Origin of the sequence: Nocardia sp. NPDC056564 (genome assembly GCF_042793755.1) — a bacterium.
Lineage (GTDB): Bacteria > Actinomycetota > Actinomycetes > Mycobacteriales > Mycobacteriaceae > Nocardia.
In genome coordinates this window covers 376,550-401,918 of the sequence record NZ_JBHTUR010000004.1, presented here as the reverse complement: position 1 = coordinate 401,918, position 25,369 = coordinate 376,550, and the positions used below count along the sequence as shown (strand labels likewise).

24 protein-coding genes are annotated in these 25,369 nt (G+C 67.8%); 10 read left to right on the top strand and 14 right to left on the bottom strand.

Translation table 11 applies throughout. From position 1 onward, the window contains the following. Positions 1 to 54 precede the first annotated feature (54 nt). On the bottom strand, positions 55 to 2,889 hold the full coding sequence (locus ACFQ9K_RS13220) for an FAD-binding and (Fe-S)-binding domain-containing protein (protein WP_378714398.1): 2,835 nt from the start codon (positions 2,887 to 2,889) through the stop codon (positions 55 to 57). A gap of 142 nt (positions 2,890 to 3,031) precedes the next feature. Between ACFQ9K_RS13220 and ACFQ9K_RS13215 the strand changes: the two genes are divergently transcribed. The 3 genes from ACFQ9K_RS13215 to ACFQ9K_RS13205 all read left to right on the top strand — a co-directional run bounded on the left by ACFQ9K_RS13215 (position 3,032) and on the right by ACFQ9K_RS13205 (position 6,670). Then, on the top strand, positions 3,032 to 4,912 hold the full coding sequence (locus ACFQ9K_RS13215) for an ABC transporter ATP-binding protein (protein WP_378714397.1): 1,881 nt from the start codon (positions 3,032 to 3,034) through the stop codon (positions 4,910 to 4,912). Positions 4,913 to 5,033: 121 nt separating this feature from the next. Continuing rightward, a complete protein-coding gene (locus ACFQ9K_RS13210) occupies positions 5,034 to 5,354 on the top strand; it encodes a hypothetical protein (RefSeq protein WP_378714396.1) in 321 nt (106 codons plus the stop codon). 110 nt (positions 5,355 to 5,464) lie between these two features. Continuing rightward, positions 5,465 to 6,670 carry an NAD(P)/FAD-dependent oxidoreductase gene (locus ACFQ9K_RS13205; RefSeq protein WP_378714394.1) on the top strand — a complete coding sequence of 402 codons (1,206 nt, stop codon included), beginning with the start codon at positions 5,465 to 5,467 and terminating at the stop codon, positions 6,668 to 6,670. A gap of 1 nt (position 6,671) precedes the next feature. On the opposite strand, the gene ACFQ9K_RS13200 is transcribed toward ACFQ9K_RS13205, so the two are convergent. The 3 genes from ACFQ9K_RS13200 to ACFQ9K_RS13190 form a co-directional block, all read right to left on the bottom strand. Then, entirely contained in the window at positions 6,672 to 8,150 is a 1,479-nt protein-coding gene (locus ACFQ9K_RS13200) for an alpha/beta fold hydrolase (RefSeq protein ID WP_378983162.1), read from the bottom strand. A gap of 118 nt (positions 8,151 to 8,268) precedes the next feature. Continuing rightward, positions 8,269 to 8,475 (bottom strand): hypothetical protein, encoded by a 207-nt coding sequence (locus ACFQ9K_RS13195; RefSeq protein ID WP_364725462.1) that lies wholly within the window; start codon positions 8,473 to 8,475, stop codon positions 8,269 to 8,271. Then, a complete protein-coding gene (locus ACFQ9K_RS13190; protein WP_378714390.1) occupies positions 8,475 to 8,777 on the bottom strand; it encodes a hypothetical protein in 303 nt (100 codons plus the stop codon). Before ACFQ9K_RS13190 ends, ACFQ9K_RS13195 begins: the two co-directional genes overlap by 1 nt. Positions 8,778 to 9,190: 413 nt before the next feature. On the opposite strand from ACFQ9K_RS13190, the gene ACFQ9K_RS13185 reads away from it, so the two are divergent. From ACFQ9K_RS13185 to ACFQ9K_RS13175, 3 genes are all read left to right on the top strand, one after another. Continuing rightward, positions 9,191 to 10,036 (top strand): helix-turn-helix domain-containing protein, encoded by an 846-nt coding sequence (locus tag ACFQ9K_RS13185; protein ID WP_378714415.1) that lies wholly within the window; start codon positions 9,191 to 9,193, stop codon positions 10,034 to 10,036. 167 nt (positions 10,037 to 10,203) lie between these two features. Further along, positions 10,204 to 10,428, top strand: coding sequence for a DUF397 domain-containing protein (locus ACFQ9K_RS13180; RefSeq protein ID WP_378714387.1), 225 nt, complete (start codon positions 10,204 to 10,206; stop codon positions 10,426 to 10,428). Positions 10,429 to 10,505: 77 nt separating this feature from the next. Continuing rightward, positions 10,506 to 10,661: a hypothetical protein gene (locus ACFQ9K_RS13175; RefSeq protein ID WP_364725454.1), complete on the top strand. Its 156-nt coding sequence runs from the start codon at positions 10,506 to 10,508 to the stop codon at positions 10,659 to 10,661. A 56-nt stretch (positions 10,662 to 10,717) separates the two neighbouring features. On the opposite strand, the gene ACFQ9K_RS13170 is transcribed toward ACFQ9K_RS13175, so the two are convergent. Genes ACFQ9K_RS13170 through ACFQ9K_RS13160 form a run of 3 tightly spaced genes read right to left on the bottom strand, consistent with a single transcriptional unit; the run spans position 10,718 to position 14,268 of the window. Beyond that, complete coding sequence (locus ACFQ9K_RS13170) at positions 10,718 to 11,464, bottom strand: succinate dehydrogenase/fumarate reductase iron-sulfur subunit (protein WP_378714384.1); 747 nt, start codon at positions 11,462 to 11,464, stop codon at positions 10,718 to 10,720. Positions 11,465 to 11,466: 2 nt separating this feature from the next. Beyond that, positions 11,467 to 13,407: a fumarate reductase/succinate dehydrogenase flavoprotein subunit gene (locus ACFQ9K_RS13165; protein WP_378714381.1), complete on the bottom strand. Its 1,941-nt coding sequence runs from the start codon at positions 13,405 to 13,407 to the stop codon at positions 11,467 to 11,469. Between the two features lie 30 nt (positions 13,408 to 13,437). Continuing rightward, positions 13,438 to 14,268, bottom strand: a complete 831-nt coding sequence (locus tag ACFQ9K_RS13160) for a hypothetical protein (protein ID WP_378714379.1) — start codon at positions 14,266 to 14,268, stop codon at positions 13,438 to 13,440. A gap of 467 nt (positions 14,269 to 14,735) precedes the next feature. Here ACFQ9K_RS13160 and ACFQ9K_RS13155 point away from each other — a divergent pair, with 467 nt between their 5' ends. Beyond that, positions 14,736 to 15,959, top strand: a complete 1,224-nt coding sequence (locus ACFQ9K_RS13155) for an acetyl-CoA C-acyltransferase (RefSeq protein WP_378714376.1) — start codon at positions 14,736 to 14,738, stop codon at positions 15,957 to 15,959. A 60-nt stretch (positions 15,960 to 16,019) separates the two neighbouring features. Here ACFQ9K_RS13155 and ACFQ9K_RS13150 read toward each other — a convergent pair whose 3' ends face one another. The 5 genes from ACFQ9K_RS13150 to ACFQ9K_RS13130 all read right to left on the bottom strand — a co-directional run bounded on the left by ACFQ9K_RS13150 (position 16,020) and on the right by ACFQ9K_RS13130 (position 21,886). Continuing rightward, positions 16,020 to 16,307: a hypothetical protein gene (locus tag ACFQ9K_RS13150; protein ID WP_150400394.1), complete on the bottom strand. Its 288-nt coding sequence runs from the start codon at positions 16,305 to 16,307 to the stop codon at positions 16,020 to 16,022. A gap of 257 nt (positions 16,308 to 16,564) precedes the next feature. Beyond that, positions 16,565 to 17,530, bottom strand: coding sequence for an alpha/beta fold hydrolase (locus tag ACFQ9K_RS13145; protein WP_378714373.1), 966 nt, complete (start codon positions 17,528 to 17,530; stop codon positions 16,565 to 16,567). Positions 17,531 to 17,836: 306 nt separating this feature from the next. Then, complete coding sequence (locus tag ACFQ9K_RS13140; protein WP_378983159.1) at positions 17,837 to 18,265, bottom strand: hypothetical protein; 429 nt, start codon at positions 18,263 to 18,265, stop codon at positions 17,837 to 17,839. Between the two features lie 321 nt (positions 18,266 to 18,586). Further along, positions 18,587 to 20,542: an acyl-CoA dehydrogenase family protein gene (locus ACFQ9K_RS13135; RefSeq protein ID WP_378714370.1), complete on the bottom strand. Its 1,956-nt coding sequence runs from the start codon at positions 20,540 to 20,542 to the stop codon at positions 18,587 to 18,589. 162 nt (positions 20,543 to 20,704) lie between these two features. Further along, a complete protein-coding gene (locus ACFQ9K_RS13130; RefSeq protein WP_378714369.1) occupies positions 20,705 to 21,886 on the bottom strand; it encodes an AAA family ATPase in 1,182 nt (393 codons plus the stop codon). 159 nt (positions 21,887 to 22,045) lie between these two features. Between ACFQ9K_RS13130 and ACFQ9K_RS13125 the strand changes: the two genes are divergently transcribed. The 3 genes from ACFQ9K_RS13125 to ACFQ9K_RS13115 all read left to right on the top strand — a co-directional run bounded on the left by ACFQ9K_RS13125 (position 22,046) and on the right by ACFQ9K_RS13115 (position 23,786). Further along, a complete protein-coding gene (locus tag ACFQ9K_RS13125) occupies positions 22,046 to 22,324 on the top strand; it encodes a hypothetical protein (protein WP_378714366.1) in 279 nt (92 codons plus the stop codon). Positions 22,325 to 22,760: 436 nt separating this feature from the next. Further along, a complete protein-coding gene (locus ACFQ9K_RS13120; protein ID WP_378714363.1) occupies positions 22,761 to 23,366 on the top strand; it encodes a C40 family peptidase in 606 nt (201 codons plus the stop codon). A gap of 3 nt (positions 23,367 to 23,369) precedes the next feature. Further along, positions 23,370 to 23,786 (top strand): RNA-binding S4 domain-containing protein, encoded by a 417-nt coding sequence (locus tag ACFQ9K_RS13115; RefSeq protein WP_378714361.1) that lies wholly within the window; start codon positions 23,370 to 23,372, stop codon positions 23,784 to 23,786. Between the two features lies 1 nt (position 23,787). On the opposite strand, the gene ACFQ9K_RS13110 is transcribed toward ACFQ9K_RS13115, so the two are convergent. Then, positions 23,788 to 24,933, bottom strand: a complete 1,146-nt coding sequence (locus tag ACFQ9K_RS13110; RefSeq protein WP_378714359.1) for a cation:proton antiporter — start codon at positions 24,931 to 24,933, stop codon at positions 23,788 to 23,790. Beyond that, on the bottom strand, positions 24,930 to 25,319 hold the full coding sequence (locus ACFQ9K_RS13105) for a hypothetical protein (RefSeq protein ID WP_378714356.1): 390 nt from the start codon (positions 25,317 to 25,319) through the stop codon (positions 24,930 to 24,932). The genes ACFQ9K_RS13110 and ACFQ9K_RS13105 overlap by 4 nt, the downstream gene beginning before the upstream one ends. Between the last annotated feature and the right edge of the window lie 50 nt (positions 25,320 to 25,369).

The following is a 25,369-nucleotide window of genomic DNA, read 5'->3' as shown; positions in this document are numbered from 1 at the left end:
CTGACCGGTATCGCGCACTCGCCGCGACCGTGGTCCGGCGAGCGCGCGAAAGTCTCACTGCTCCAACAGGAATTGGGCCAGATGGCGGCCCCGGCGCCCGATCAGTTGCGCCGCCTGGGTGCGGCAGGAGAAGCCGTCGGCGAGCAGGATCGATTCTTCGCCCGCGGTGCGCAGCGCGGGTAGCAGGCCGTTCTCGGCCACCGCGACCGAAATGTCGTAATGGTCGCGCTGCATTCCGAAGTTTCCGGCCAGACCGCAGCATCCGGTGATTTCAGTCACATTGATTCCCATTGTGGCTAATAACTGGCGATCGGTGTCGAATCCCATAATCGCGTGCTGGTGACAATGTGGTTGAACCACGACTGTCCGGCCCTGCGATTGTGGCGGCCGCCAGCCCGGTTGTGCGGTCAGGAACTCGGCGAGCGTGCGCACGGCCCCGGCGGTCGCGGCCGCGCGCGGGTCGTCCGGCAGCAGCTCGGGCAGGTCCGAACGCAACACCGCGGTGCAGGACGGTTCCAGCCCGAGCACGATGCCGCCACCGCGAACGTGTTCCTCGAGCGCGTCCACCGTGGCGCGCAGGCGCGCGCGGGCGCCGTCCAGCTGGCCGGTGCTGATCCAGGTGAGCCCGCAGCACACGCGCTCAGCGGGAATGCGCACCCGGTAGCCCAGCGACTGCACCAATCGCGCCGCCGCCAGGGCGATCTCAGGGTCGAAGGCGTCGGTGAAGGTGTCGACCCACAGCATCACTTCGGGGCGTTCCGCATCGACTTCCGCTGCGGTGGCCGGGTTTGCACGCGCATCGCGGCTCGACACCGCGGGCGGGACCACTCCGTCGAGGTCACGCCACATCCGGCGGAAGCTGCGTTCCGCCAGCCGGGGTACTTCGCGACGGGGATCAATGCCCGCCGCCCGCAACCCGATTCGGCGCAGTACCGGGTTGCCCGCCAGCCGGTTGGCGGCGTGCGGCAGTCGGGTCGCCAGCGCCAGCCAGCGTGGTAGCCAGCCGAGCGAGTAGTGGTCGATCGGTCGCGGTCGGCGCCGGTACCGGCGATACAGCGCCTCGGCCTTGTAGGCCGCCACGTCGACACCCGCCGGGCAGTCCGAGCGACAGGCCTTGCAGGACAGGCACAGATCCAGCGACTCGGCGACCGCGTCGGACGACCACGGCAGCGCGCCGCGCACCACCTCCTGCAACACCCTGGCCCGGCCGCGGGTGCTGTCCTTCTCGTCCCTGGTGGCCAGGTAGGACGGGCACATGAAGCCGCCGGCCGCGCGGGTATCGGCCCGGCACTTGCCGACGCCGACGCAGCGGTGCACCGCGGTGCTCAGGTCGCCGTGGTCGTGCGGGAAGGCGAAGCCGCCCGCGGCGGGCAGCAGCGGCAGCCCGGCCAGTCGCAGATCGGCGTCGATCGGTCGTGGCGCGACGAGTACTCCCGGGTTGAGTAGGTCGGCGGGATCGAAAAGGGCCTTGTACCCGGCGAATACGTCGAGCACCGGGCGGGAGTACATGAGCGAGAGCAACTCCGAGCGCGCCCGCCCGTCCCCGTGCTCGCCGGACAGTGAACCACCGTGCCGGACAACCAGTTCGGCGGCGTCGAACAGGAAGCGCCGGAACCGTCGCGGTGCGTCGGCGATCGGGAGATCCAGCCGCACGTGTATGCAACCGTCGCCGATATGGCCGTACAGCAGTCCGTCCACACCGTGCTCAGCGGTCAGCTCGGCGAAATCGCGCAGGTAGGCGCCGAGCCGTTCCGGCGGCACCGCTGCGTCCTCCCAGCCGGGCCAGGCCGGCTGCCCGTCCGGCGTGCGGCCGGCCAGGCCTGCGCCGTCCGCGCGAATGTGCCAGAGTGCCGCCGCCGCGGCGGGATCGGTGACGATGCGGGAGTCGAGTGCGTCGACGGACCGGCGCAGTCGCTCGGCGACGGCCAACGCGGCCGCGGGCGTATCACCCGACGTTTCCACGAACAACCACCCGCCTCCGCGCGGCAGCTCCGGCACGGTGCCGCGATGGGTCCGGACCGCGTCGACCAGCCGCGCATCGATGCCCTCGACCGCGGTCGGCCGGCACGCCAGCACCGCCGCGACATCGTCCGCGGCGGTGGCGATATCGGGGTAGCCGAGCACCGTCAACACCGCGGCCTTCGGCAGCTCGACCAGCTCGACCGTCGCGTCCAGCAGCAACCCGCAGGTCCCCTCCGATCCGACGAACGCCTTGGCCACCGCCGAACCACGTTCGGGCAGCAGGTGTTCGAGTCCGTAACCCGAGGCCTGGCGCTCGAAGCGCCCCAGATCCGTGCGCAGCACCGCAAGATTGGCCGCGGTGAACTCGGCCAGCCCCGGCACTACCGCCAGATCGTTCGCCAGCGTCCGCTCGACCCCCGTCCCGTCGAGAATCCGCAGTTGCCGCACCGTATCCGAGGTCCGCCCCCAGGCCACCGCGCGCGGCCCGCAGGCGTTGTTGCCGATCATCCCGCCCAGCGTGCACCGGTTCTGGGTGGACGGATCCGGCCCGAACCGCAGCCCGTGCGGCCGCGCCGCGCGCTGCAATTCCGACAGCACGACGCCGGGCTGCACCCTGGCCACCCGCGCCTCGGGGTCCAGCTCCAGGATCCGATTCAGGTGCCTGCTGAAATCCAGGACCAGCCCCGGCCCGATCGCGTTGCCCGCCACCGAGGTTCCGCCGCCGCGGGCGGTCACCGGGAGGCCGTGGTCCCCGGCGATCTCCAGCGTGACCGCCACGTCCTCGTCGGACCGGGGAAATACCACCGCCCGCGGCAGCACGCGATAATTCGAGGCGTCCGACGAATACTCCGCCCGCCGCCGCTCGGACGCGTCGACCACACCGTCGAGCCTGCCGCTCAGCGCCTGCACCACCCGGTCTTTGGTCACCCGGCCAGCCTAGGCGTGGGCACCGAAATTTCGCTGTGCGCGGAATCGCGATGCGGCGGATGGACTTGCTCTCAACCATTGTTGAGGTCTTAGTGTCGGTGCCGAGGGCTTTGATGGGTGGGGAGCGAGAGGGAGAAACAACGTGAGTATCGAATCGGTGGCCTGGAGCCAGATGTACCGGCGGGCCAACGCGCCCCAGGAGCGGCGGCAGTTCAGCCTGGCCACCGCGCGGCGCATTCTCCGATTCGCCGCGCCGCACCGGCGCCGGATCGGTGTGTTCCTCCTGTTCAGCGTCTTGTCGGCGCTGCTGGCCGTGGCCACGCCGGTGCTGGCCGGCCGGGTGGTCAACAACATCGTCGGCGGGGCCGCGCCGCGGATCGTGGTCGAGCTGGCCCTGCTCATCGCGGCCCTCGCGATCTTCGATGCCGCGTTCGGGCTGGTCATCCGCTGGTTGTCGGCCCGCATCGGTGAGGGCCTGATCCTCGATCTCCGCACCGCGGTGTTCGATCACGTGCAGAAGATGCCGATCGCCTTCTTCACCCGCACCCGGACCGGCGCGCTGGTCAGCCGGTTGAACAACGACGTGATCGGCGCGCAGCGCGCGTTCAGCGACACGCTCTCCGGCGTGGTCGCCAACCTGGTCACCCTCGCGCTCACGCTCGGCGTGATGCTCAGCATCTCCTGGCAGATCACCCTGCTCGCGCTGGTTCTGCTGCCGGTGTTCGTGCTGCCCGCCCGGCGGATGGGCAACCGGCTGGCCGACATGCAGCGCGAGGCGGCCAAGCTGAACGCCGCCATGAGCACCCAGATGACCGAGCGGTTCTCCGCGCCCGGCGCGACGCTGGTCAAACTGTTCGGCAGGCCGCAGCAGGAATCCAGCGAATTCGAACTGCGCGCCCGCCGCGTGCGCGATATCGGCGTGCGCACCTCGATGCTGCAAACCATCTTCGTCACCTCGCTCACCCTGGTCTCCGCGCTGGCGGTCGCCCTGGTCTACGGGCTCGGCGGCTGGTACGCGCTACGCGGACAGCTGGACGCGGGCGCCGTCGTAGCCCTGTCCTTGCTGCTGACCAGGCTCTACACGCCGCTGACCGCGCTGGCCAGCGCCCGGATGGAGATCATGGCCGCGCTGGTGAGCTTCGAGCGGGTCTTCGAGGTGCTCGACGTCAAGCCGCTGATCGAGGACGCGCCCGACGCGGTCGCGGTGCCGGACGGACCGGTCGCGGTCGAGCTGGACGGCGTGACCTTCGGCTACCCGTCCGCGGACAAGGTGTCGCTGGCCTCGCTGGAGGATGTCGCGACCCTGGATACCCGCGGCGGCGTCGACGTGCTGCACGACGTGTCGCTGCGCGCCGAGCCGGGCCAGCTCATCGCGCTCGTCGGTTCGTCGGGCGCCGGCAAATCCACGGTCGCCCAGCTGGTTTCCCGCCTGTACGACGTGGACGGCGGTGCGGTGCGGCTGAACGGCACCGATGTGCGCGACCTGACCAGCCAGTCGATCCGGGACACCGTCGGCCTGGTCACCCAGGATGGGCACCTGTTCCACGACACGATCCGGGCGAATCTGCTGCTCGCCCGCCCGGAGGCGCAGGAGGCCGAGCTGTGGGACGCGTTGCAGCGGGCCCGGTTACGCGACCTGGTCGAGTCGCTGTCCGACGGTCTGGACACCGTGGTCGGCGAACGCGGCTACCGCCTCTCCGGCGGTGAACGCCAGCGCCTCACCATCGCCCGCCTGCTGCTCAAGCAGCCGCGCGTGGTCATCCTCGACGAGGCCACCGCCTCGCTCGACTCGACCTCGGAAGCCGCTGTCCAGGAGGCCCTGTCGGAGGCCCTCGCGGGCCGGACCGCCCTGGTGATCGCGCACCGCCTGTCCACCATCCGCGCGGCCGACCAGATCCTGGTCATGGAGCAGGGCCGGATCATCGAGCGCGGCACGCACACGCAACTGCTGGCCGAAGCAGGCCGCTACGCCGAGCTGTACCGCACCCAGTTCGCCGACGAGTCGGTCACGGCCGCCGCCTGACCGAAACATCTGCGCCGCCCCGATTTTGTCCGTCGTTCGAGGGATCCCGTGCCCGCTTCGCGCTACCTATTCTCAAAAGGCAAAGTAATTCTGCCGCAGTTGATTTGAGTTAGGAAACAAAATGCGTCAAAGGATTGCGGTCGCACTGCTGGGGTGCGCCGCATCGATCGGCGTCAGCATCGCGATAGCCCCGACTGCTGATGCGGCGGTGACCATGGATCAGGGGCAACTCAGCCTTGCCTGCCAATACAACCAGGGCAATATCGGTTGGCGCGCCAGTCTCGACTACCCGAACCAGGGGGGATTCGGCTGGCGGTGCTGGCTGCCGAGCCATCCGGAGCGAGGCCGGCCGGGAGTGAATATCGAATCCTGGTGCCAGTACGCGTACGGCCTGCATGCGCGCGGTGGGTCGACCGCCTACAACTGGCGGTGCGACGTCTAGTTTCACGACACACCGAATAGCATGAAACATTGGGGTGCTGCATAGGCTGATCGGCCACGCGTAAGTTCTTTTGCGATCGACGATTACGGACGATGAGCGAAAGGGCGGCAATGACGATAAAGCAGCCGAAAACGGCCGAGGTCGTGATTATCGGCGGCGGCATCGTCGGGATCTCCACCGCTCTGCAATTGGCGAAACGAGGCATTCGCGATGTCGTCGTGGTCGAGCGACGCCAGCTCGGCGCGGGGGCGACCGGGAAATCGGGCGCCCTCATTCGCTGCCACTACGCGAACGTGCCCGAGGCCCGTCTCGCCCACGCGAGCCTGCGCATCTTCCGCGAGTGGGACGACGAGATCGGCACGGGGTCACCCGGTTTCGATCCGGTCGGCTTCCTCCGCCTCGTGGTACCGGGCGACGAAGCGCGGCTGCGCGCGAATGTCGCGGCGCAGCAGGCGATCGGTATCGATACGGCCGTCGTCACCGCCGACGAACTGCGCGCCATCGAACCGCTGATCCGCACCGACGACCTGACCGTCGCGGCGTTCGAACCCGGCTCGGGCGTCGCCGATCCCAACGGTGCCCTCTACGGACTCGCCGGGGCGGCAGCCGAACTCGGCGTGCAGATTCTGACTGAGACCCCGGCGGCGCGGATCGTGACCAGCGGCGACCGGGTCGCCGGCGTCGTCACATCGGCGGGACCGATCTCGACCAGGACCGTTGTCCTCGCCGCAGGCGCTTGGTCCGATCAACTCCTGCGCCCGCTCGGACTCGGCTTCGGCCTGGTCCCGGTGCGCACCCAGGTGGTGATCTTCCGCTGGCCCGCCGCCGTCGATCTCGGCCGCAAGCACCGAGTCGTCGTCGATTCCACGCGAGGTTCCTGGTTCCGGCCCGAGGCCAACGCCGCAACCCTGGTCGGCCTCGGCACGGCGGCTCGGCCGACCGACCCGGACCGGGCCGAGGAGACCATCGACGCCGCCGCGATCGCCCGCGCCAGAACGGTCATGGCCCACCGCTTCCCCGGCTTCGCCGCCGCGACGATGCGCGGCGGCTGGGCGGGCACGTATATGCGCAGCGCGGACGGCCACCCGATCATCGATCAGATACCCGCCGTCCCCGGTCTCTGGCTGATGACCGGCGACAGCGGCACGTCCTTCAAAACCGCCCCCGCGATCGGCATCTGCCTGGCCGAGTGGATCACCGAGGGCGCACCGAAACTGGTGGATCTCACGCCATTTCGATCGACCAGGTTCGCCGAGGGACGCCCCTGGATCGACGACAATCCCTATACCGCCGCCGAGGTGAGTGTTTCGCGCTGACCTACCGACTCGGCGGGTCCGCGTAACAGGTCGTGTCCGCCGCGGGCAACGCGCCCGAACCGAGGTAGGCGTTGATCGCGTCGTTCACACACGCACTGAGCCCGGGCCGAAAGGTCAGGTGAATACGCACATCCTGCAACGTGACCAGTCGCGACCCGGACAGGTCCGCGTGCAGCCGAACCGCATGGGCGTACGGCGTGCGCGGATCGCCGCTCGAATTGAGGATCAGCGCGGGCACCGCGTTACGCACCACGGTGGCCGGCTCGACCGGCCCCGCCCAGAACGCGCACGGCTGAATGTTGCTCGCCATCGCCCCGAATACCGGCTGGCTGGAACGGTTTTCCTCGATGTTGCGCCAGTACCAGCCGGGATCCCGGGGGACGCCGGCGTCGCCGCAGGCGATCTGCGCCAGGGTCGAATTCTCGCCATCGCGCAATGCCGTGAGAATGGCCGTGAGCCGAGGTGAGCGCGCCGTGGCCGGCGGACCACCGGCGGCATCGGCGATCTCGCGCACGGTATTGGCCAGGGCCTCGTTCAGCCGGAAGTTCATCAGCATCCCGTGCAGCACGAACGGCAGCCAGTGATCGTCGATCGCGAAGCCGTCGATGACGATCGGCTGCCGCGCCGCCGTCCGCACCAAACCCTCCACCGTGGCCCGCACCTGTTGCGGCGTCGCGCCGAAGCGGTAGGTGTCGTCCTTCGTCGCCGCCCAGCTCGCCCAGTCGTCCAGCGCCCGCTCGTCCGCCGGACCCCAATCCTGAACCAGCCCTTCCCAATACCGGCCCGGGTCGATCGCGCTGTCCAGCACGATCCGCCCGCTGCGCTGCGGGAACATCTGGGTGAACACCGCGCCGAGGTAGGTGCCGTAGGACACGCCGTAATAGTCGATCGTCTGCTCGCCGAGCACCCCGCGCACCACATCCATGTCCCGCGCGGTATTGCGAGTGGTGAACTGCCGCATCATCTCCGGGTCGTGCACCAGGCAGCCCGCGGCCATGCCCGCCGACTGCACCGTGTCGTGCACGAAGCCGAGCGGATCCAGCCCCGCCGAACGGATCATCTCGCCGACCGGCCACCCGCAGCGCGGACTGCGCCCCGACTCCCCGACCCCGCGCGGATCCATTCCGATCAGGTCGTGCGTCGCCAGTACGTCGGGCGCCAGCACATCACCGAGCAGATCGATACTGTCCAGTCCCTCGCCGCCGGGTCCGCCCGGGTTGGCCAGCAGAACCCCCTGGCGCCGAGCCGGATCGGCGGCCGCGACCCGCGAGATCCGCACGGTCATCGTCCGCCCGTCCGGGTGTCCGTAGTCCAGCGGCACCAGCACATCCGCGCACGCGCCGCCGGCCTTGTCCAGGTTCTCGATCTCGCAGGGCTGCCAGTGCAGCTGCTGGCCGTAGAACCGGTCGAGGCCGGCGGGTCGCGCGTCGTCGCCCGGCACGGCATTGCCGGAGATCGGTACGGCGGCGAGCACCGACATCGCGATTACCGTCACCGACCGTCGGAACACCCGCACCCACACAGACTCGCCTCTCCCGTACCTCGTCGCGAGAGAACGGTAGCGGATCGGCTCGGCTTCGGTCAGGCGTACCGATTCCTCAGGACGGCAGCGCGCGCTCGTCCAGCACGCACTTGCCCGCCTCTACCAGCGTCGCCCGCGCCCGCCGCCGCACCCGGCACCGGTCCACGGTGCAGTCGAGGTGCAATTGCATTGCCGCATGGGCCTGTTCGACATTCAGCACGCCGGGATCGGCGCCACAGGCGAGCATCGCGGCCACGTGCATGTTCAGGTTCGTGAGTTGCATCAGGCGACCCCCGCCGGCGGGGTGGACTGCCGCACCGCCATCCCGACCGCCTCCAGCGCGGTGAGCCCGACCTCGTCGACCAGCTCGCCGATCAGCCCGAGCAGCGACGGCACCACCTCGGCAACCCGCTGTGCGGCAACGGCTTGCGCGCGGGTCAGGGTGCGGCCGGGGAGGTAGGAAACCGACCAGCCCTCGTCCCCGACGCTGCGCGCGCACCCGTGGACGGCGGCCGGCGGGGTGGGTGAGCACTGCGCGGTGCGATCGCTGGTCATCAAGGACGACGCAATGACATGTACAGCCATGACTCCTCGTTCCTGCGGACGACTCTTGCCGAGTGCCCGGAAGTTTCGCGGAGCGGACGCCGGGGAGGGCGTTCGATCCGTCCGGGCATACTTCCAGCACACCATTGCCGGGGGCCCGGAACAACGCCCGCGATGGATATCCAAAGATTTCGCGCGAATTCCCAGCACGAAAACCAGCCGGGAGGGGAGGATTCTCCATAGTGGACGAAAGAGCCCGCTGCCCAAGCGAAGTGACGGGGAACCGAGCTTGCTGGTTGCCCCCGCAAAATCGCAGGTGAGCAGCAGAACACAGAACGGAGCGTGCTGTGTCAGCGAGTTCGGCGAGAACGTCAGCTAGTGCGGAGCGAGCGCCAGGGGGGTTCGACAAACCGACCGGTACCGACAGTGCCTCCTCTACGCTACCGCGCAGGCAACTGGGCAGATATCTGCGCGATTGGCGGACCCAGGCGGGGCTCACCATCGCAGAGGCCTCGCGGCTGATGGAATGGGGCGCAAGCACTTTGCAGCGGCTGGAGAAGGGGCAGGCCGACCGCATCCGCACCATCGACATCCAGGAACTGTGCCGCATCTACGGCATCCACGAGCAGCTCGCCGACGGGCTCAAGGGCCTGGCCCAGCAGGCCGCGGTGAAGAGCTGGTGGCACGCCTACGGCGATCTGATTCCCGAAAACTTCGACGTCTATGTGGGTTTGGAGGCATCGGCCCAGCAACTGAGTTCCTACCACCCGGAACTGGTGCTCGGTCTGCTGCAGACCGCGGACTACGCGAGGGCTCTGCATCGTCTCGGCTACCCCGACGATTCGGCGGCGGAATTGGAGCGCCGCGTGCAGCTGCGGTTGCAGCGACAGGCGTTGATCACCCGCAAGTGCTCCCCCGCGACGGTTGCCGTGGTGTTGCACGAGTCGGTGCTGCGCCGGGTGGTCGGTGGCGCGAAGGTGATGGCGGCACAGCTACGTCACCTCGCGGACCTGAGCACCAGCGACAACGTCTCGGTGCGCATCCTGCCGTTCGCGGCGGGCATACCGCTGGGCGATTCCACCGGGCCGTTCACCGTGCTGGAGTTCGGCACCGACAGCAAGGGGCAGCCGGTGGAGCCGCCGGTGGTGTACGTGGAGGGCTTCACCGGCGATCTGTATCTCGAACGCCCGGTGGACGTGCGGCGGTACCATCGGGCACACGAGAGCCTGCAGCGGGCCGCGCTGGATATCCAGAACAGTCGGCAGCTGCTCAGGCAGGTGGCCAAAGAGTTCGCGGCATGAGTAGTCAACTTATTGAGGTGCAATAGTTTTCGTTCACCGCCCGGGGTTATGGCACCCGTTTGCCGACTCCTGGCTCCAGCAAAGGAGTTGTTCATGATCGAGCGGCCGCGAGTGAATCACCGGCCCAGCGCGCGCACGACGGAGCCGAGCGTTGGCGAGGCGGAGTCGTGAGCATCGACAATGGCGCGAATGTCGATCTTTCCGGGGCGACCTGGCGCAAGGCCGGCAATGGCGAGGGCAAGGACAGTGTCGAGGTAGCCCTGCTGGCAGACGGCCACGTCGGCCTGCGTGACGGCAAGAATCCCGACGGTCCGGCGCTGGTGTTCACGCCGTCGGAATGGGCCGCGTTCACCGCGGGCGTGCACGACGGCGAGTTCGACCGCCCCGAATAGTTTCGCTTCTATAACAATGGGGTAGCCCACTCTTTGTGGACCGTGGGCTCAAAGGTTCCCACTCCAGGTACAAGAAATTGCGACCCGGGGATTGGGTCGAATGGCTGATCGTCGCGTTGCTGTTTGCCGTGACGGCGATCGGCTTGTTCATTCTCACCGGATCGCTGATGTCGTCGCTGGTCATCGGCCTGCTGGTCGGCGTTGTCGCCGTCGCGGTGGTGGCCATGTTGTAAACGGATCTGCCCTCCGGCCTTGCCGGAGGGCAGATCATCGGTGCCGAGCCGACCGGTCAGCGCCGAAACAGCTTGTTACCCAACCACACCAGCGGATCGTATTTATGATCCGCGACGCGCTCCTTCATCGGAATGAGCGCATTGTCGGTGATCTTGATGTGCTCGGGGCAGACCTCGGTGCAGCATTTGGTGATGTTGCAGAGGCCGAGCCCGTGTTCGTCCTGCGCCAGGTCCCGCCGATCGGCGACGTCCAGGGGATGCATTTCCAGCTCCGCGATCCGCATCAGGAACCGCGGCCCGGCGAACGAGGTCTTGTTCTCCTCGTGGTCACGCACCACGTGACAGGTGTCCTGACAGAGGAAGCATTCGATGCACTTGCGGAATTCCTGCGAGCGCTCCACATCGATCTGCTGCATCCGGTAGTCGCCCGGCTTGAGATCGGCGGGCGGGGTGAACGACGGAATTTCGCGCGCCTTCTGATAATTGAAGGACACGTCGGTGACCAGATCCTTGATCACCGGGAAGGTGCGCATCGGGGTCACCGTGATGACGTCGGCCTCGGTGAAGGTGGACATCCTGGTCATGCACAGCAGGCGCGGGCGCCCGTTCACCTCGGCCGAGCAGGAGCCGCACTTACCCGCCTTGCAGTTCCAGCGCACCGCCAGATCGGGCGCCTGGGTGGCCTGCAACCGGTGGATGATGTCGAGCACGACTTCACCCTCGTTCACCGCGACGGTGAAGTCGTGCAGTTCACCGCCGTCGAGGTCGCCGCGCCACACGCGGAATTTGGCGTCGTAACCCATCGCTACGCCTCTCGCTCAGTCGATTTCCCGGCCTGCGCCGGATGCCCGGCGATTTCGGCCGGGGTGTAGTACTTCTCCAGCTCGCCGAGGTCGAAGAGGGCGAGCAGTTCCGGCCGCATCGGGGTCTGATCCTTGGGCGTCACCGTGACCGCCGGGATGGTCTCCCCCGCCGTGCTCGGATCCACCGCGCAGACCAGCAGCCTGTGCCGCCAGTCCGGATCCATCGACGGATGATCGTCGCGGGTGTGCCCGCCGCGACTCTCGGTGCGCAGCAACGCCGCCTTCGCCACGCACTCGCTGACCAGCAGCATGTTCTCCAGGTCCAGCGCCAGGTGCCAGCCCGGGTTGAACTGGCGATGCCCCTCGACGGTGACCTGCTTGAACCGCTCGCGCAGCTCGGCCAGCTTGGTCAGGGCCTCCTGCACCTCGTGCTCCTTGCGGATGATGCCGACCAGGTCGTTCATCGTCTGCTGCAGGTCGGTGTGCAGGGTGTAGGGGTTCTCGCCCGCACCCTCGGCGGGTGGATCGAACGGCGCGAGCGCGATCTTCGCGGCCGCGGTGATGTCGGCGTCGGTGACCGTCGGGCGCTCCGCGAGCTGCTCGACGTACGCCGCGGCGCCCAGGCCGGCCCGGCGGCCGAACACCAGCAGGTCCGACAGCGAGTTGCCGCCGAGCCGGTTGGAACCGTGCATGCCGCCGGAACACTCGCCCGCGGCGAACAAGCCGGGCACCGTCGCCGCGCCGGTGTCGGGATCGACCTCGACCCCGCCCATCACGTAGTGACAGGTCGGGCCGACCTCCATCGGCTCCGCCGTGATGTCCACGTCCGCGAGCTCTTTGAACTGGTGGTGCATGGACGGCAGGCGGCGCTTGATCTCCTCGGCGGGCATGCGCGAGGCGATATCGAGGAACACGCCGCCGTGCGGGGTACCGCGACCGGCCTTGACCTCCTCGTTGATCGCGCGCGCGACCTCGTCGCGGGGCAGCAGGTCAGGGGTTCGGCGCGCGGAGTCGTTGTCGCGCAACCACTGATCGGCCTCCTCCTCGGTCTCGGCGTACTGCCCCTTGAACACCGGCGGGATGTAGTCGAACATGAACCGCTTGCCGTCGGTGTTCTTGAGCACGCCGCCGTCGCCGCGCACCCCCTCGGTGACCAGGATGCCCTTGACGCTGGGCGGCCAGACCATGCCGGTGGGGTGGAACTGCAGGAATTCCATGTTGATCAGCGTGGCCCCCGCGCGCAGCGCGAGCGCGTGGCCGTCACCGGTGTACTCCCAGGAATTCGAGGTCACCTTGTACGACTTGCCGATGCCGCCGGTGGCCAAAACCACTGCGGGCGTTTCGAACAGGATGAAGCGGCCGGATTCCCGCCAGTAGCCGAACGCGCCGGAGATCCGGTCGCCGTCCTTGAGCAGTTCGGTGATGGTGCATTCGGAGAAGACCTTGATCCGGGCCTCGTAGTCGCCGGTCGCGGCGAAATCCTCCTGCTGCAGCGAGACGATCTTCTGCTGCATGGTGCGGATGATCTCCAGGCCGGTGCGGTCACCGACGTGCGCCAGCCGCGGGTAGGTGTGGCCGCCGAAGTTGCGCTGGCTGATCCGGCCGTCGGCGGTCCGATCGAACAGCGCCCCATAGGTTTCCAGCTCCCACACCCGATCGGGCGCCTCCTGCGCGTGCAGTTCGGCCATCCGCCAGTTGTTCAGGAACTTGCCGCCACGCATCGTGTCCTTGAAATGCGTTTGCCAGTTGTCCTTTTCGTTGGCATTGCCCATCGACGCGGCGCAGCCGCCCTCGGCCATCACGGTGTGCGCCTTGCCGAACAAGGATTTGCACACCACCGCGACGGAGTGGCCGTGTTCTCTGGCCTCGATCACCGCGCGCAATCCTGCGCCACCGGCCCCGATGACGACGACGTCGTACTTGTGCCGTTCCACTTCTGGCATGGCCGCGAATACTCCTGGGGTTGGGGCGGATCAGTTGATGAACCGCAAGTCCGAAATCGTCTTGCTGGCAACCAACATGACGTAGAAGTCGGTCAGCACGAGCGTGCCGAGGGTGGTCCAGGCCAGGGCCATGTGCCGGGTGTTCAGTTTGGAGACCTGGGTCCAGAACCAGTAGCGCACCGGGTGGGCGGAGAAGTGCTTGAGCCGTCCGCCCGCGATGTGCCGGCAGGAATGGCAGGACAACGTGTACGCCCACAGCAGGATCACGTTGAGCCACAGCACGAAGTTGCCGAGGCCGAGCCCGAAGCCGCCGTCCTTGCCGTGGAACGCGACGGCCGCGTCGTAGGTGTTGATCACCGAAACCACCACGGCCACATAGAAGAAGTAGCGGTGCGCGTTCTGGATGATCAGCGGCAGCCTGGTCTCGCCGGTGTACTTGGCGTGCGGCTCGGCGACCGCGCAGGCCGGCGGGGAGAACCACACGGCCCGGTAGTAGGCCTTGCGGTAGTAGTAGCAGGTCAGCCGGAAGCCGAGCAGGAACGGCAGCACCACGAAGCCGAGCGGGATGATCGTGGGCAGATCGCCGAACGGCGTGCCGAAGTGGCTGGAGCCTTCGACGCACGAGGTGCTCAGGCACGGCGAGTAGAACGGCGTCAGATAGTGGTAGTCGGGGACCCAATATGCCGTGCGCACAAAGGATCTGACCGTCGCGTAGATGACGAACGCGCCCAGCCCCAGCACCGTGACCAGCGGTGGAACCCACCATCGGTCGGTGCGCAGCGTGCGTTCGGAGATTCGGGCCCTGGTCTTGCTGAAGACACCGGTCCCCGTTTCGGGGCTGGTGGTCGGTGCGGCACTCACAGGTGGATGCCTCGCTGATCTGCTGTGCGGTTGGTCATCGATACCTCCGCAATTCGAATGTGATGCCCAGCACCATACGACACGCCCGCTATCGCTCGAGCGGGGTCCCGGCATACCGGGTCGGGGTGAATGCCCGTGATTTGCGCCACATTGGCCGAAGTTTCAACTGTCGCCGTCGAGCGGTGAACGGACCGCAAACTCTTCGAACTCGACTAAAACAGAACAGCATTCGAGGACCGTCCGGCTGAACGAAACCTGAAGTCGAAATAGCGACGCGCCGGTTGTCACACGGAGGCAACATATTTGTGGTGATCTTCTCCCGAGATGTACCCGCTGACGTGCACTGATACCCACGTCCGTCGGCGGCGTGAGCGTCAGTCCCGGAGGCGGCAGCCTGCGTAACCACGGAGGGACCCGCGAGCGTCGCTGATCGGACGCAGCGCCCGGCCGGGGGAAGGAGCACCAAGATGAGAAGAGCCGCGATCGTTGCGCCGGTGCGTACGCCGAGTGGGATCGAGGGGGGTGCGCTGTCCGGGATGCCGCCGGAGTGGATGGCTTCGACGGTGCTGTCCGCGGTGATCGAACGCTCCGGAATCGACCCGATGCGCATCGAGGATGTCGCGATGGCGTGTATCGACGGCGGTCTGGCTACCGGCCCGGAGCTGAGCAGGCTGGCCGCGCGCGGCGCGGGTCTGCCGTTCGCGGTGCCCGGTTTTCTGACCGATCGCCGCTGTGGCAGCGGGCTCCAGGCGGTGATCACCGCGGCCATGATGGTGCAGACCGGCGCGGCCGATGTGGTGGTGGCCGGCGGCGTGGAGTGTGCCGCGGATGCCGCTGCCTGCCATGGGGAATCGGTCAGCCGGTCCGATCTGCTGAACGCCGAGGACGTGGCTCGCTACTACGGCATCAGCCGGACCGAGGCCGACGAGTTCGCGGTGGCCAGTCACCGCAAGGCGGCGCGCGCCTGGCGGCAGGGCACCTTTGCCGCCGAGGTGATTCCGGTCGGCGTGGTGGACGAACCGGGGTGGGCCGAACCGGGCCTCGAAAGCACCGGGGGACACCGGATCCTGCGCGACGAGGGCCTGCGCGACGACGTGTCCACCTATACCTTGGCGGCGCTGCGCCCGCTGCTGGTCAACGGTGTGGTCACCGCGGGCAACATGAGTGCGCACCGGCACGGCGCGTCGGCCTGCCTGGTGGTCGCGGAGGATCGACTCGTCGATCTCGGGCTGACCCCGATGGCGTATCTGGTCGGCTGGGCCGCGGCCGGCTGCGATTCGCCGACCGCCGCGCTGGGCGCGGCGCCCGCGGTGGCGAAGTTGCTCGGCCGTACCGGCATCGACCTGGACGACATCGATCTGGTCGAGATCAACGAGGGTTTCGCGGTGGAAGTGCTTGCGCTGGCCAAGGAATGGGATTTCGATCCGAGCGAGCGGCTGAACGTGAACGGCTCGGCCATCGCCCTCGGTCACCCGGTCGGCGCCACCGGCCTGCGGATCATGACCACGATGCTGCACGAGCTCGCGCGCACCGGCGGCAACTACGGGCTGGAAGCGATCGCCCTCGGCCATGATCACGGCATCGCGGCGTTGTTCGAGTCGGCCGGGTCCGCGCCGATCGTGGAGACCCCGCGCGGCGCCCGGTTCCACGGTGCTCGGCCGAATCGCCGGTTCGGCAAGCATCGCGCCTGACCACAGACAGAACTTCGCGGACCCACCGGCACGGCGTGGGCCCGCGAAGTCGGTTCGGGGTTATTCGGTCCGTGGGCGCGAGTGGAAGCCCAGGCCCTCGTCCTGCGCACCCATCCAGGCCGCCTCGTCGGACTTGCTGTCCGGGACGTAGATGGTGTCCTGCGGGCGGCGCCGGATCTCCGGCGGCGGCGACTGCTCGAGCTCGTCGGCGTCGATGACGAGCCGCTCGAGATCGTTCTCCAGCCGCCGCACCATATTGGCGTCGCCGTAGTGGCTGCGCAATGCGCCGATGGATTGCCGGAGCTGGCCGACCGTGTAGCGGAGTTCCGCGATTTCGCTGCGTGTCATCGATACCTCCTGTGTTCCTGGCAGACATGCGAACTCGGTGGGTAACGGGTACTTCCATGGTCTGCCTGGAAGCGCGCTGCACCAAGCCGTGTGACTCACCACACAACGTGATCTTTAACACAGTACAGAAAGAATTCGGATCTGGCTCGCCAGCTGCGAATCTTCGGCAGTTCGCCCAAGTGTTGCCCGAAGCCGGCCGGCGCGCTTGGTGTGAACCACCGATCGGTCAACTTCGGTGATCGCGCGCCGCCCAGCATTCATCCGGCGACGGCGTACTCCGGCCCCTGCCCGCGCAGCCCGCCGACGACCTGATCGACCCAGCCGACGATGGACAGCGCGACCTCCTCGGCCCGCTCGAAGATCACGCTGTGCCCCGCCCCCTCGAGCGGCACCAGCCGCGATCCGGCCAGCTGCGAGGCGAGCACCACCGAGTGGGTGAACGGCACCACGATGTCCGCGGTGCCGGCCAGCACCAGCGCCGGGATGGCGCCGAGCCGGTGCAGCGTGGCGGTCTCGTCGAAGGTGATCAGCGAGGCGAGGAAGCTCGACATGGTCAGCAGCGGGGTGTCGTTCAGCATGGCGGTGGCGACCGCGACCATCCGCGGATTCACCCGCCGGGTACCGGAATTCGCCGCGCGCATGATCGGCTCGAATATCCGGCGGGACATCCGCTTCGAGCCCTGCATGACCCGCGGCGCGCGGACCACGGCCACCTGCAGCGAGTTCACTGCCCGCCGCTTGAGGAACCGGCCGAGCCCCACCTCGGTGAGCCCGTTCGCGGCGCCCGCGATCAGGCCGACGCCGACGATCCGGGTGCCGATCGTCTCCGGGAACAGCCGGGCGTAGGCGAGCACCACCATCGCGCCCATCGAATGCCCGACCAGGATCACCGGCCCGGTCGGCGCGACCGTGCGCAGCACGGTGTCGAGATCGCGACCGAGCTGGTCGATGGTGTACGTCGACGGATCGGCCTGCCCGGATTCGCCGTGCCCACGATGGTCGTAGAAGACCATCCGCGTCTCGGCGCCCCACTGCCGCAGCAGTTGATCACGCAGAAATGACCAGGATTCGGTGCGCAGGCAGTGGCCGTGCACGAAAACCACGGTCAGAGACGCGGCCTCGGTCCCGAACGTGCGAACCGAGATGGGGATCCCGTCCTCGGCCGACACCGTGACACGGTGACCGTCGTAATCGGCGGCGCAGCGGGCGATCGTCGTGGACATGACGTCCTCCTAGGAGGGTGCATCCTTGCGGAGCGTTCTTGCCCGGTTGTCGATATACATTTCCCCCGCGTTACCAGCCCATACCCGGCGTTACGCACAAGTTGCCCAACCGATGCATGGGATGTATGTCCGCCCCTCCATCGAGGAATCTACGGTTTGCTAGGCAAAGTGCTAGATTCCGGTAGAGACTCCTGATGAACGGTCGATCGGGGTCCTAGGGGCCCCCTCCGTTGTGCGAGGATGGTCGCGCGATGCAGATATCTATCTCTATCTAGCATCTTCGGTATAGCCGCGAAGATTTTTCTGTCAACCCTCTGCGCTCGGTCTGCCGCCGAACGTCTCGAATCGCCGGGTGCATCGTTCGTACAAGGCATGGAGAGAGAAAATCAGCATCAAGTAGATCGGGATCGACAAGATCTCCCAATTCTCATTGCGCGCGGTGAGAGCCGCGGCTAGCGCCACCGCCGCATATGTCGCGAAAAACGCGATGCGAACCGCAGTGAGAAGATGCCCCTCGGGCGGCCGCCGTCGGCAGACCACGATCGCCGACAGTGCCACCGCCAACGCCGCGCCGATCGCAATGCGCTGCGCCACACCGACTCCCGCATACTCCCCGACGAACGTGAACAGTAGCCCGCACCCGATCAAGACCGGCACAACCGCTAGAGCGGCAAGCCCGAACAATCGAACCCGCGGCTCCCACGCAGCCGCCTCCGGAGTGCGCTCCGCGCTCATTGGGGCATCTTCCGGCCGGACTCCAATCCCCTGCCCGTCGACGGATCGCTGAAGCTCGAGGACCGTGAGTCCATGTGAATCCCCCATTCGCGTTTACCGCACGCCAAGCGGTCGTGCCCACCTTCTCCGGCGTCGGCCGGAATTGTCAAACCTGTTGGCGCGCAAGCGTTCGGCGCGGGGGAGGGGTGTCGCCACTCGCGAGGAAAATCTATGACTATCTAGTGATTGCCAATATTGGGGGGATATTTGGCGGACGAGGCACCCACCGGACGGCACGTCGTGGAGGGGCGTGGCGTTCGGTGGGCGGCCGACTGTCTTGGGTCAGGGGGTGGCGGGGGTGCGGGTGGAGGGGAGGAAGGGGCGGAGGAGGTTTTGTTCGGTGGAGGGGCCGGGTTGCCATTCGGCGATCCACGGGCCAGTGCCTTCGCTCGGGTCGAAGACGCCCTCCTCCAGCCAGGTGTAGCGGCCGGTGAGCACGCCGCGGGTGAGGGTGCGGTCGTCGTCGTCGGTGTTGTCCCAGAGTGCGTCGAACAGCCGGCGGACGCGGACCCGGGATTGCTTGCAGAAGGCGTCCGCGAGTTCCGTCGCGGCGGTGGCCTCCGGTGCGCCGGCGGTGCGCAGCGCCTGGGCGCGCATGCAGGACGCGGACATGGCGAACAGTTCGGCGCCGATGTCGACGATCCGGCCGAGGAAGTTCTGCTTGTATTCCAGGCCCGCCTGCCAGCGGCCCATCGCGTACATCAGCGACCTGGCCTGCTTGCGCGAGCTGCGCTCGACGAACCGCAGATGCTTTGCCAGCGTGCCGAATTCGGTATAGGCCGCGGGCACGGTGCCCGAGCCGACCGCGAGCTGCGGGAACCACTTGGCATAGAAGCCGGTCGCGCCGACCGCGGCCTTCGCCTTGTCCTTGAACTCGGCATTGCGGTCGACCAGCGCGCCCGCCGCGGCCATGTGCGCGTCGGCCATCTCCCTGGCGATCAGCAGCCGCATGATCTCGCTGGAACCCTCGAAGATCCGGTTGATCCGCAGATCGCGGACCAGCTGTTCGGCGCCGACCGCGCGCTCGCCGCGCGCCGCGAGCGAGGCGGCCGTCTCGTAGCCGCGACCGCCGCGGATCTGCACCAGCTCGTCGGCGATGGTGCAGCTCATCTCGCTGGCCCACAGCTTGGCCAGCGCCGCCTCGATGCGGATGTCGTTGCGCGCCTCGTCGCACATGGCGGCGGACAGATCGAGCGCGGCCTCGAGCGCGTAAGTGGTTGCGGCGATGAAGGAGATCTTCTGGCCGACCGCCTCGTGCTCGCCGACCGGCTTGCCCCACTGCACCCGCTCGGTACTCCACTCCCTGGCGATCTTGAGCGACCACTTCGCCGATGCCGTGCACAGTGCCGGGATGGCGAGCCTGCCCGCGTTGAGCGTGGTGAGCGCGATCTTCAGGCCGTCGCCTTCGCGGCCGATCAGATTCGCCCGCGGCACCCGCACGTTGTGCATCCTGGTGACGCCGTTCTCGATGCCGCGCAGACCCATGAACGCGTTGCGCCGCTCCACCGTGATGCCCGGCGAATCGGCCTCGACCACGAACGCGGAGATGCCGCCGCGATGCCCCTCGCTCTTCGGCACCCTGGCCATCACCACCAGCAGCTCGGCGACCACCCCGTTGGTGGTCCACAGCTTGACGCCGTTGAGCTCGTAGGCCGTTCCGTCCTCGATCGGGGTCGCGGTGCTGGCCATCCGGGCCGGATCGGAGCCGACGTCGGGCTCGGTTAGCAGGAACGCGCTGACCGCGCCCGCGGCACAGCGCGGCAGGAACTCCGCCTTCTGCTCGTCGGTGCCGGCCAGCTTCAGCGGCTCGGGCACGCCGATGGATTGATGCGCCGACAGCAACACGCCGAGGCTCGGGTGCGCCGAGCCGACCAGCATCAGCGCACGGTTGTAGCCGAACTGGGAAAGACCCTGCCCGCCATAGGATTCCGGAATCTTCAGCCCGAAGCAGCCGAGCTCGGCCAGCCCCTTGACGTACTCGTCCGGGATCCGGACCTCCGCCTCGATCACCCGGCCGTCGATGGATTCGCAGAACGGTCGCAGCCTGGCCAGGTAGGCCTCGGTGCGGGCGGCGTCCTCGGGCCCCGGCTGGGGGTACGGGTGGATCAGATCGAGCCGGAACCTGCCGAGAAACATCTCCTTCGCGAAGGATGGTTTGGCCCAGGTGGTTTCGCGAGATTCCTCGACCAGTGCTCGGGCCTGTTCTTCGGTGGCGTCGACTTTCGCGGCTGTCGCCATGATGTCCTCCTCGGACGTGATCAGGATCACATTCGAGTGTAGGAACTTTAGTTACCCGCCGGTAGGGCCGCAGGTCGATTGATTTCTATCGATCTCTAATGATCTTGGTAGACAAGCTAATACGGAGCTAATAACCGATGTTCGGATTGCCCGGTTCCGTCCTCACACACTGCGTAGGTAACGACCGAAATGCGGCACGGTGAATCCGATCGTGCCGCGCTCGGCCGAATAGATCAGGCCCTTCTTGATCAGCCCGTCCCTGGCCGGCGACAGCGAGGCGGGTTTGCGCCCGAGTTCGCTGGCCACCGCCGAGGTCGCCACCGGACCGTCGTCGCCGGCCAGATCGGCCATGGCCCGCATGTACTCGCGCTCGGCGGGCGTTGCCCGTTCGTAGCGGGAGCCGAAGAAGCCGACCGCCAGCTCCTCCTCCGCGGTCGGCGCGGCCACCTCGACATCCTCCGCGGAGATCGGACTCTCCGGCGCCTGATCCCAGGCCGCCTTGCCGTAGGCCTGCACAAAGTACGGATAACCATCGGCCTTGTGGTAGAGCGCGTCCAGCGCCTCGTCGGTGAACTTCACTTCCTCGCGCTCGGCGGGCGCGATCAGCGCGAGGTCGGCGGCTTCGCGGTCGAGCCGATCGATGCGGTGGTAACTGAACAGGCGCTCGGAGTAACTCTTCGACGCGGACAGCACCGCGGGCAGGTGCGGCAGGCCGGCGCCGACCACGATCAACGGCGCGGTGTCCTGGCTCAATTCGTGGCAGGCCCCGCAGATCGCGGAGATGTCGGCCGGACTCAGATCCTGCATCTCGTCGATGAAAATCGCGATGCCGACCCCGATTTCGCTGGCCAGCGCCGCCGCCTCGACCAAGAGCTCGACCAGGTCGATCTCGATGTCGCCGGAATCCGCCCGGCCGGTGACCGCGGGCACGTCGATGCCCGGCTGCCAGCGTTCGCGCATTCCCTTGTCCGCGGTGGCGCGCAGCGCGAAGGCCTTGAGGATGCCGAGGAAGTCGTCGACCCGTTCCGGGTTCCGGTGCGCCATGGCGATCGCGCGGACCGCCATGTGCAGCGCGGAGGACAGCGGACGACGCAGTTCCTGATCCGGCCGCGCCTCGATCTTGCCGGTGCCCCAGCCGCGCGAGATGGCGGCCGAGCGAAGTTGATTGAGCAGCACCGTTTTTCCGACGCCGCGCAGGCCGGTGAGCATGACGCTGCGTTCCGGCCTGCCGCGCGCGATGCGTTCCAGCACGATGTCGAAAGCGGTGAGTTGCTTGTCGCGCCCGGCCAATTCGGGTGGGCGCTGTCCGGCTCCGGGAGCATACGGATTCCGCACGGGGTCCATGCCCTAACACCGTAGCCCGTTATGTCCGCGAAATCTGCCGGTATCTACGGCGTGTCCTAGATATTGCTAGCGGCCGGTATTGCACGATGGCTCTCGCCCGATTGAGATGGGCACGGAAGTCATTACGCTGCTGGCGTTTCCAGCGAGTATCGGAGGGTCATGTCCGACGAACCCACCCCGACCACCGCCGAGGTGGTCCAATCCTGGAACGTGCCGACGGGAGCGACGGTGGCGCACCGCATCCGGGCCAACATCTTGACGGCGATAGGGCAGGGCTATGACGATCCGCAGCTCGTCGCGGACCTCGCGGTCGGGCCGCTGGTGATGGCGCTCGGGCAGTTGGAGGTCGGGCTGGCCGATGCCCGGCGCCGGATCGCCGAACTCGAGCAGGCGCTCGGCGAACGCGACGGCGAGGCGGCCAACGGCCGCGAATCCTGAATTCCCAAAGGACGATTCGGACATTTGCCGCCGATCGGTAACAGACACTTATTCGTCGATATCGTGTCGTGACCCAGTGGGCGTGTCGCGATTCCGGGCGATCGTCCAGGGAGTTTGGCGGGACCGGAAAACTACCAGGTCTGTGCGCTGGACAACACCGCGTCGGCATCGTAATCTCTTCGTGACTTAGTGGAGTCCTGTCGTTTCGAAAGAGAAGCGGCGCCACGCAGTTACCGCCTTAGCGGCCGTCGGGGCCATCTTCCCGCCTGCCGTGCCGGGAACACCCACAGTGTTCGACTGGGTGATTCCTTGCGGCCATTTGACGGTCGCTCACCGGTCGGCGGGAGAGTACGAAGATCGGAGACGTAGCTCGGTGGGTAAACACAGCATGCAGCGGGATTCGCGCTTGCCGAATTCCGTCAAGGGTGCCCTCGTCATGGGCGCGGTGGCCGCGACAACCGGCGCGATGCCCGCGATCCCGGCGATGGCGGCAACCATCAACCTCCCCGGACTGGGTAACTTCGATGTTCCTGTGCCCCAGGAATACGAGGCGCCGGTCCAGCAACTCAACCAGCAGATCCAGCAGGCCGTGTCGGCCATGCCGAACGCGCAGGTTCCCGGCGCACCGCAGCAGCAGGCGGCGCCAGGCGTTCCGAACTTCGCGCCGAACATGCCCGGCCTGTTCAACCCCGCTCCCAGTGCCAGCGATATCGCGCTCGACGCGGCCAAGACCAAGGTCGGCGCGATGTACTCCTGGGGTGCCGCAGGGCCCTCCAACTTCGACTGCTCGGGTCTGGTCCAGTGGGCCTACCGGCAGGCCGGCGTCGAACTCCCCCGCACCAGCTTCGAGCAGTCGCACGTCGGCGCTCCGGTGGCCTTCCAGAACCTGCAGCCCGGCGACATCGTCGTGACCAACGGCGGCGGCCACGTCGGCATCTACGCGGGTGACGGCAAGCTGCTCAACGCCGTTCAGTCCGGCTCGCCCGTCTCCTACACTCCGCTCCGCGCCGGCGATGTGGTCACCGCACGCCGTATCGTCTAACGAGTGACCCCCGCCGAAAACGGCATCCGTGCGAACGGAAAGAGCACCGCGACGCAGGCCCGAGTCGATTCATGGACTTGGGCCGTGCGCCTGTTCAAAACCAGATCCGCTGCCGCCGAGGCCTGCCGGGGCGGACACGTCCGCGTCAACGGCGTCGCGGCCAAGCCCGCCCAGCCGGTCAAACCCGGCGACGAGGTGCGCATCCGCCTGAGCGGCGTCGAACGCATCGTCATCGTCGAGCAGATCATCACCAAGCGAGTCAGCGCACCGGTCGCCGCGCAATGCTTGATCGATCGCAGCCCACCGCCACCCTCGCGCGAGATCCTCGCCGCTCAGCCGCGCCGCGACCGCGGATCCGGCCGGCCCACCAAACGCGAACGGCGCGAAACGGATCGACTCCTCGGCCGCACCGAAGGCTGAGCTACGCCGAGGTCGTTGTCGCCGATGCCCTGGCGGCCAATCTATTCGCCGCCACCGCCGCCGCGGCGATGGTGCACAGCGCGCCGAGCATCAACGCCGCCGCCTCCCCCGGCACCAGCACGTGCAGTCCGGTGCCGACCGTGACCGCGGCGACCGGAACGCCGATCTGCGCCGCCGCGAGTGCCCCGTAGCCGACGGGCTGACCGACCAGCCGCGGAATCAGGTGAACCAGCACCGCGCCGACACCGAGCGCGAGACCGAGGGCGATGAGGCGCGGATGGTCGCCGAAGTCACGCAGATTGAGCCGGGCACCGAGCCAGACGAAGAACAGCGGCCCGAGAAAGCCGTCGTTGATCGCGAACAGCTGCCGGGCCACCCGCCGCGGCTCGCCGATCGCGGCCACCGCGAGCCCGGTGGCGAAGCCGGCCAACATGATCGACACCCGGGTCTGGGTGGCCACCGCGCACAGCGCGAACAGGACCGCGAGGCTCACCCGCAGTTCGAGGGCGAGCTTGCGATCCTCGGACAACCGATGGGCGCGGCGTCGCACGCCCGACTGCTCCAGCCGGCGCAGCACCACGAAGAGCACGACTCCACAGGCGGCGACCGCCAGCGCGCCGAGCGCCGCCCGCCCCGCGTGCTCCGGATCGATCGCCAGCGGCAGCGCCACCACGCAGGCGGTATCGGCGATCGCCACCTGCGCGGTCAACGCGAGCACCGGTTTACCCGCCAGCCCGAGCGAGTCGATGATCGGCAGCACCAGCGCCGCCGACGAAGAGGCGAGCAGCACCGCGTACATGGCGCCATGTCCGGTATCGAACCAGTGCGCGATACCGAATCCTGCTGCAACAGCGAGCAATCCGACGATCACCGCGCGCACAGCGCCGACCCCGAGGGCGGACCGCACCGCCGGATCCCGCGCCGGCACATGGGTTCCCGCGACGAACATGACTACCGCGAAGCCCATGTCCGCGAGGAAGGCGAAGACCGGGTCGGCGCTGTGCAGTACGCCGAATCCGGTGGCGCCGAACACGATTCCGGCGAGCACCTCGCCGAGGATGACCGGCACGTGCCACGCGGCGCGCAGCGCGAGCAGCGGCCCGAACAGGCCGAGTGCGAGGACGAGTGCGAGGGTGGAGAAGGTCACGGCATGGCGGCGATCTTCGCCGGAATGGCGATGTTCTCGTCGGCCCAGTGGATCGCGCAGACCCGGTGGTAGCCATCGGCGATCACCAGCGGTGTCCCGGTGCGAAAATCACCGCGCACCAGCAGAATCGGGGACAGCGAGCTGCCGTTGTTGATCTTGATCAGGTCCCGCCGGACGTGCGGGTTCTCCGGCGGCAACAGCGCGAGCCCGGCCGCGCGCAGAATGTCCTTGGCCTTCTTGTGCACGATGGGACCGGCGCGCAGGTCGTCCAGCACGGCACTGACCACCTTCGGTCCGGCCAGCAACTCCAGATAGTCGGCGGCTGCCGGGTAGTCGTGCTCCTCCGGCTCGGCTTTCCACCGCACGGAGATGTTGTCGGTCGCCATGCACCTCATCATCGCGGCCCGTAGCCCGGATCGGCGGGACTTCGACGGTG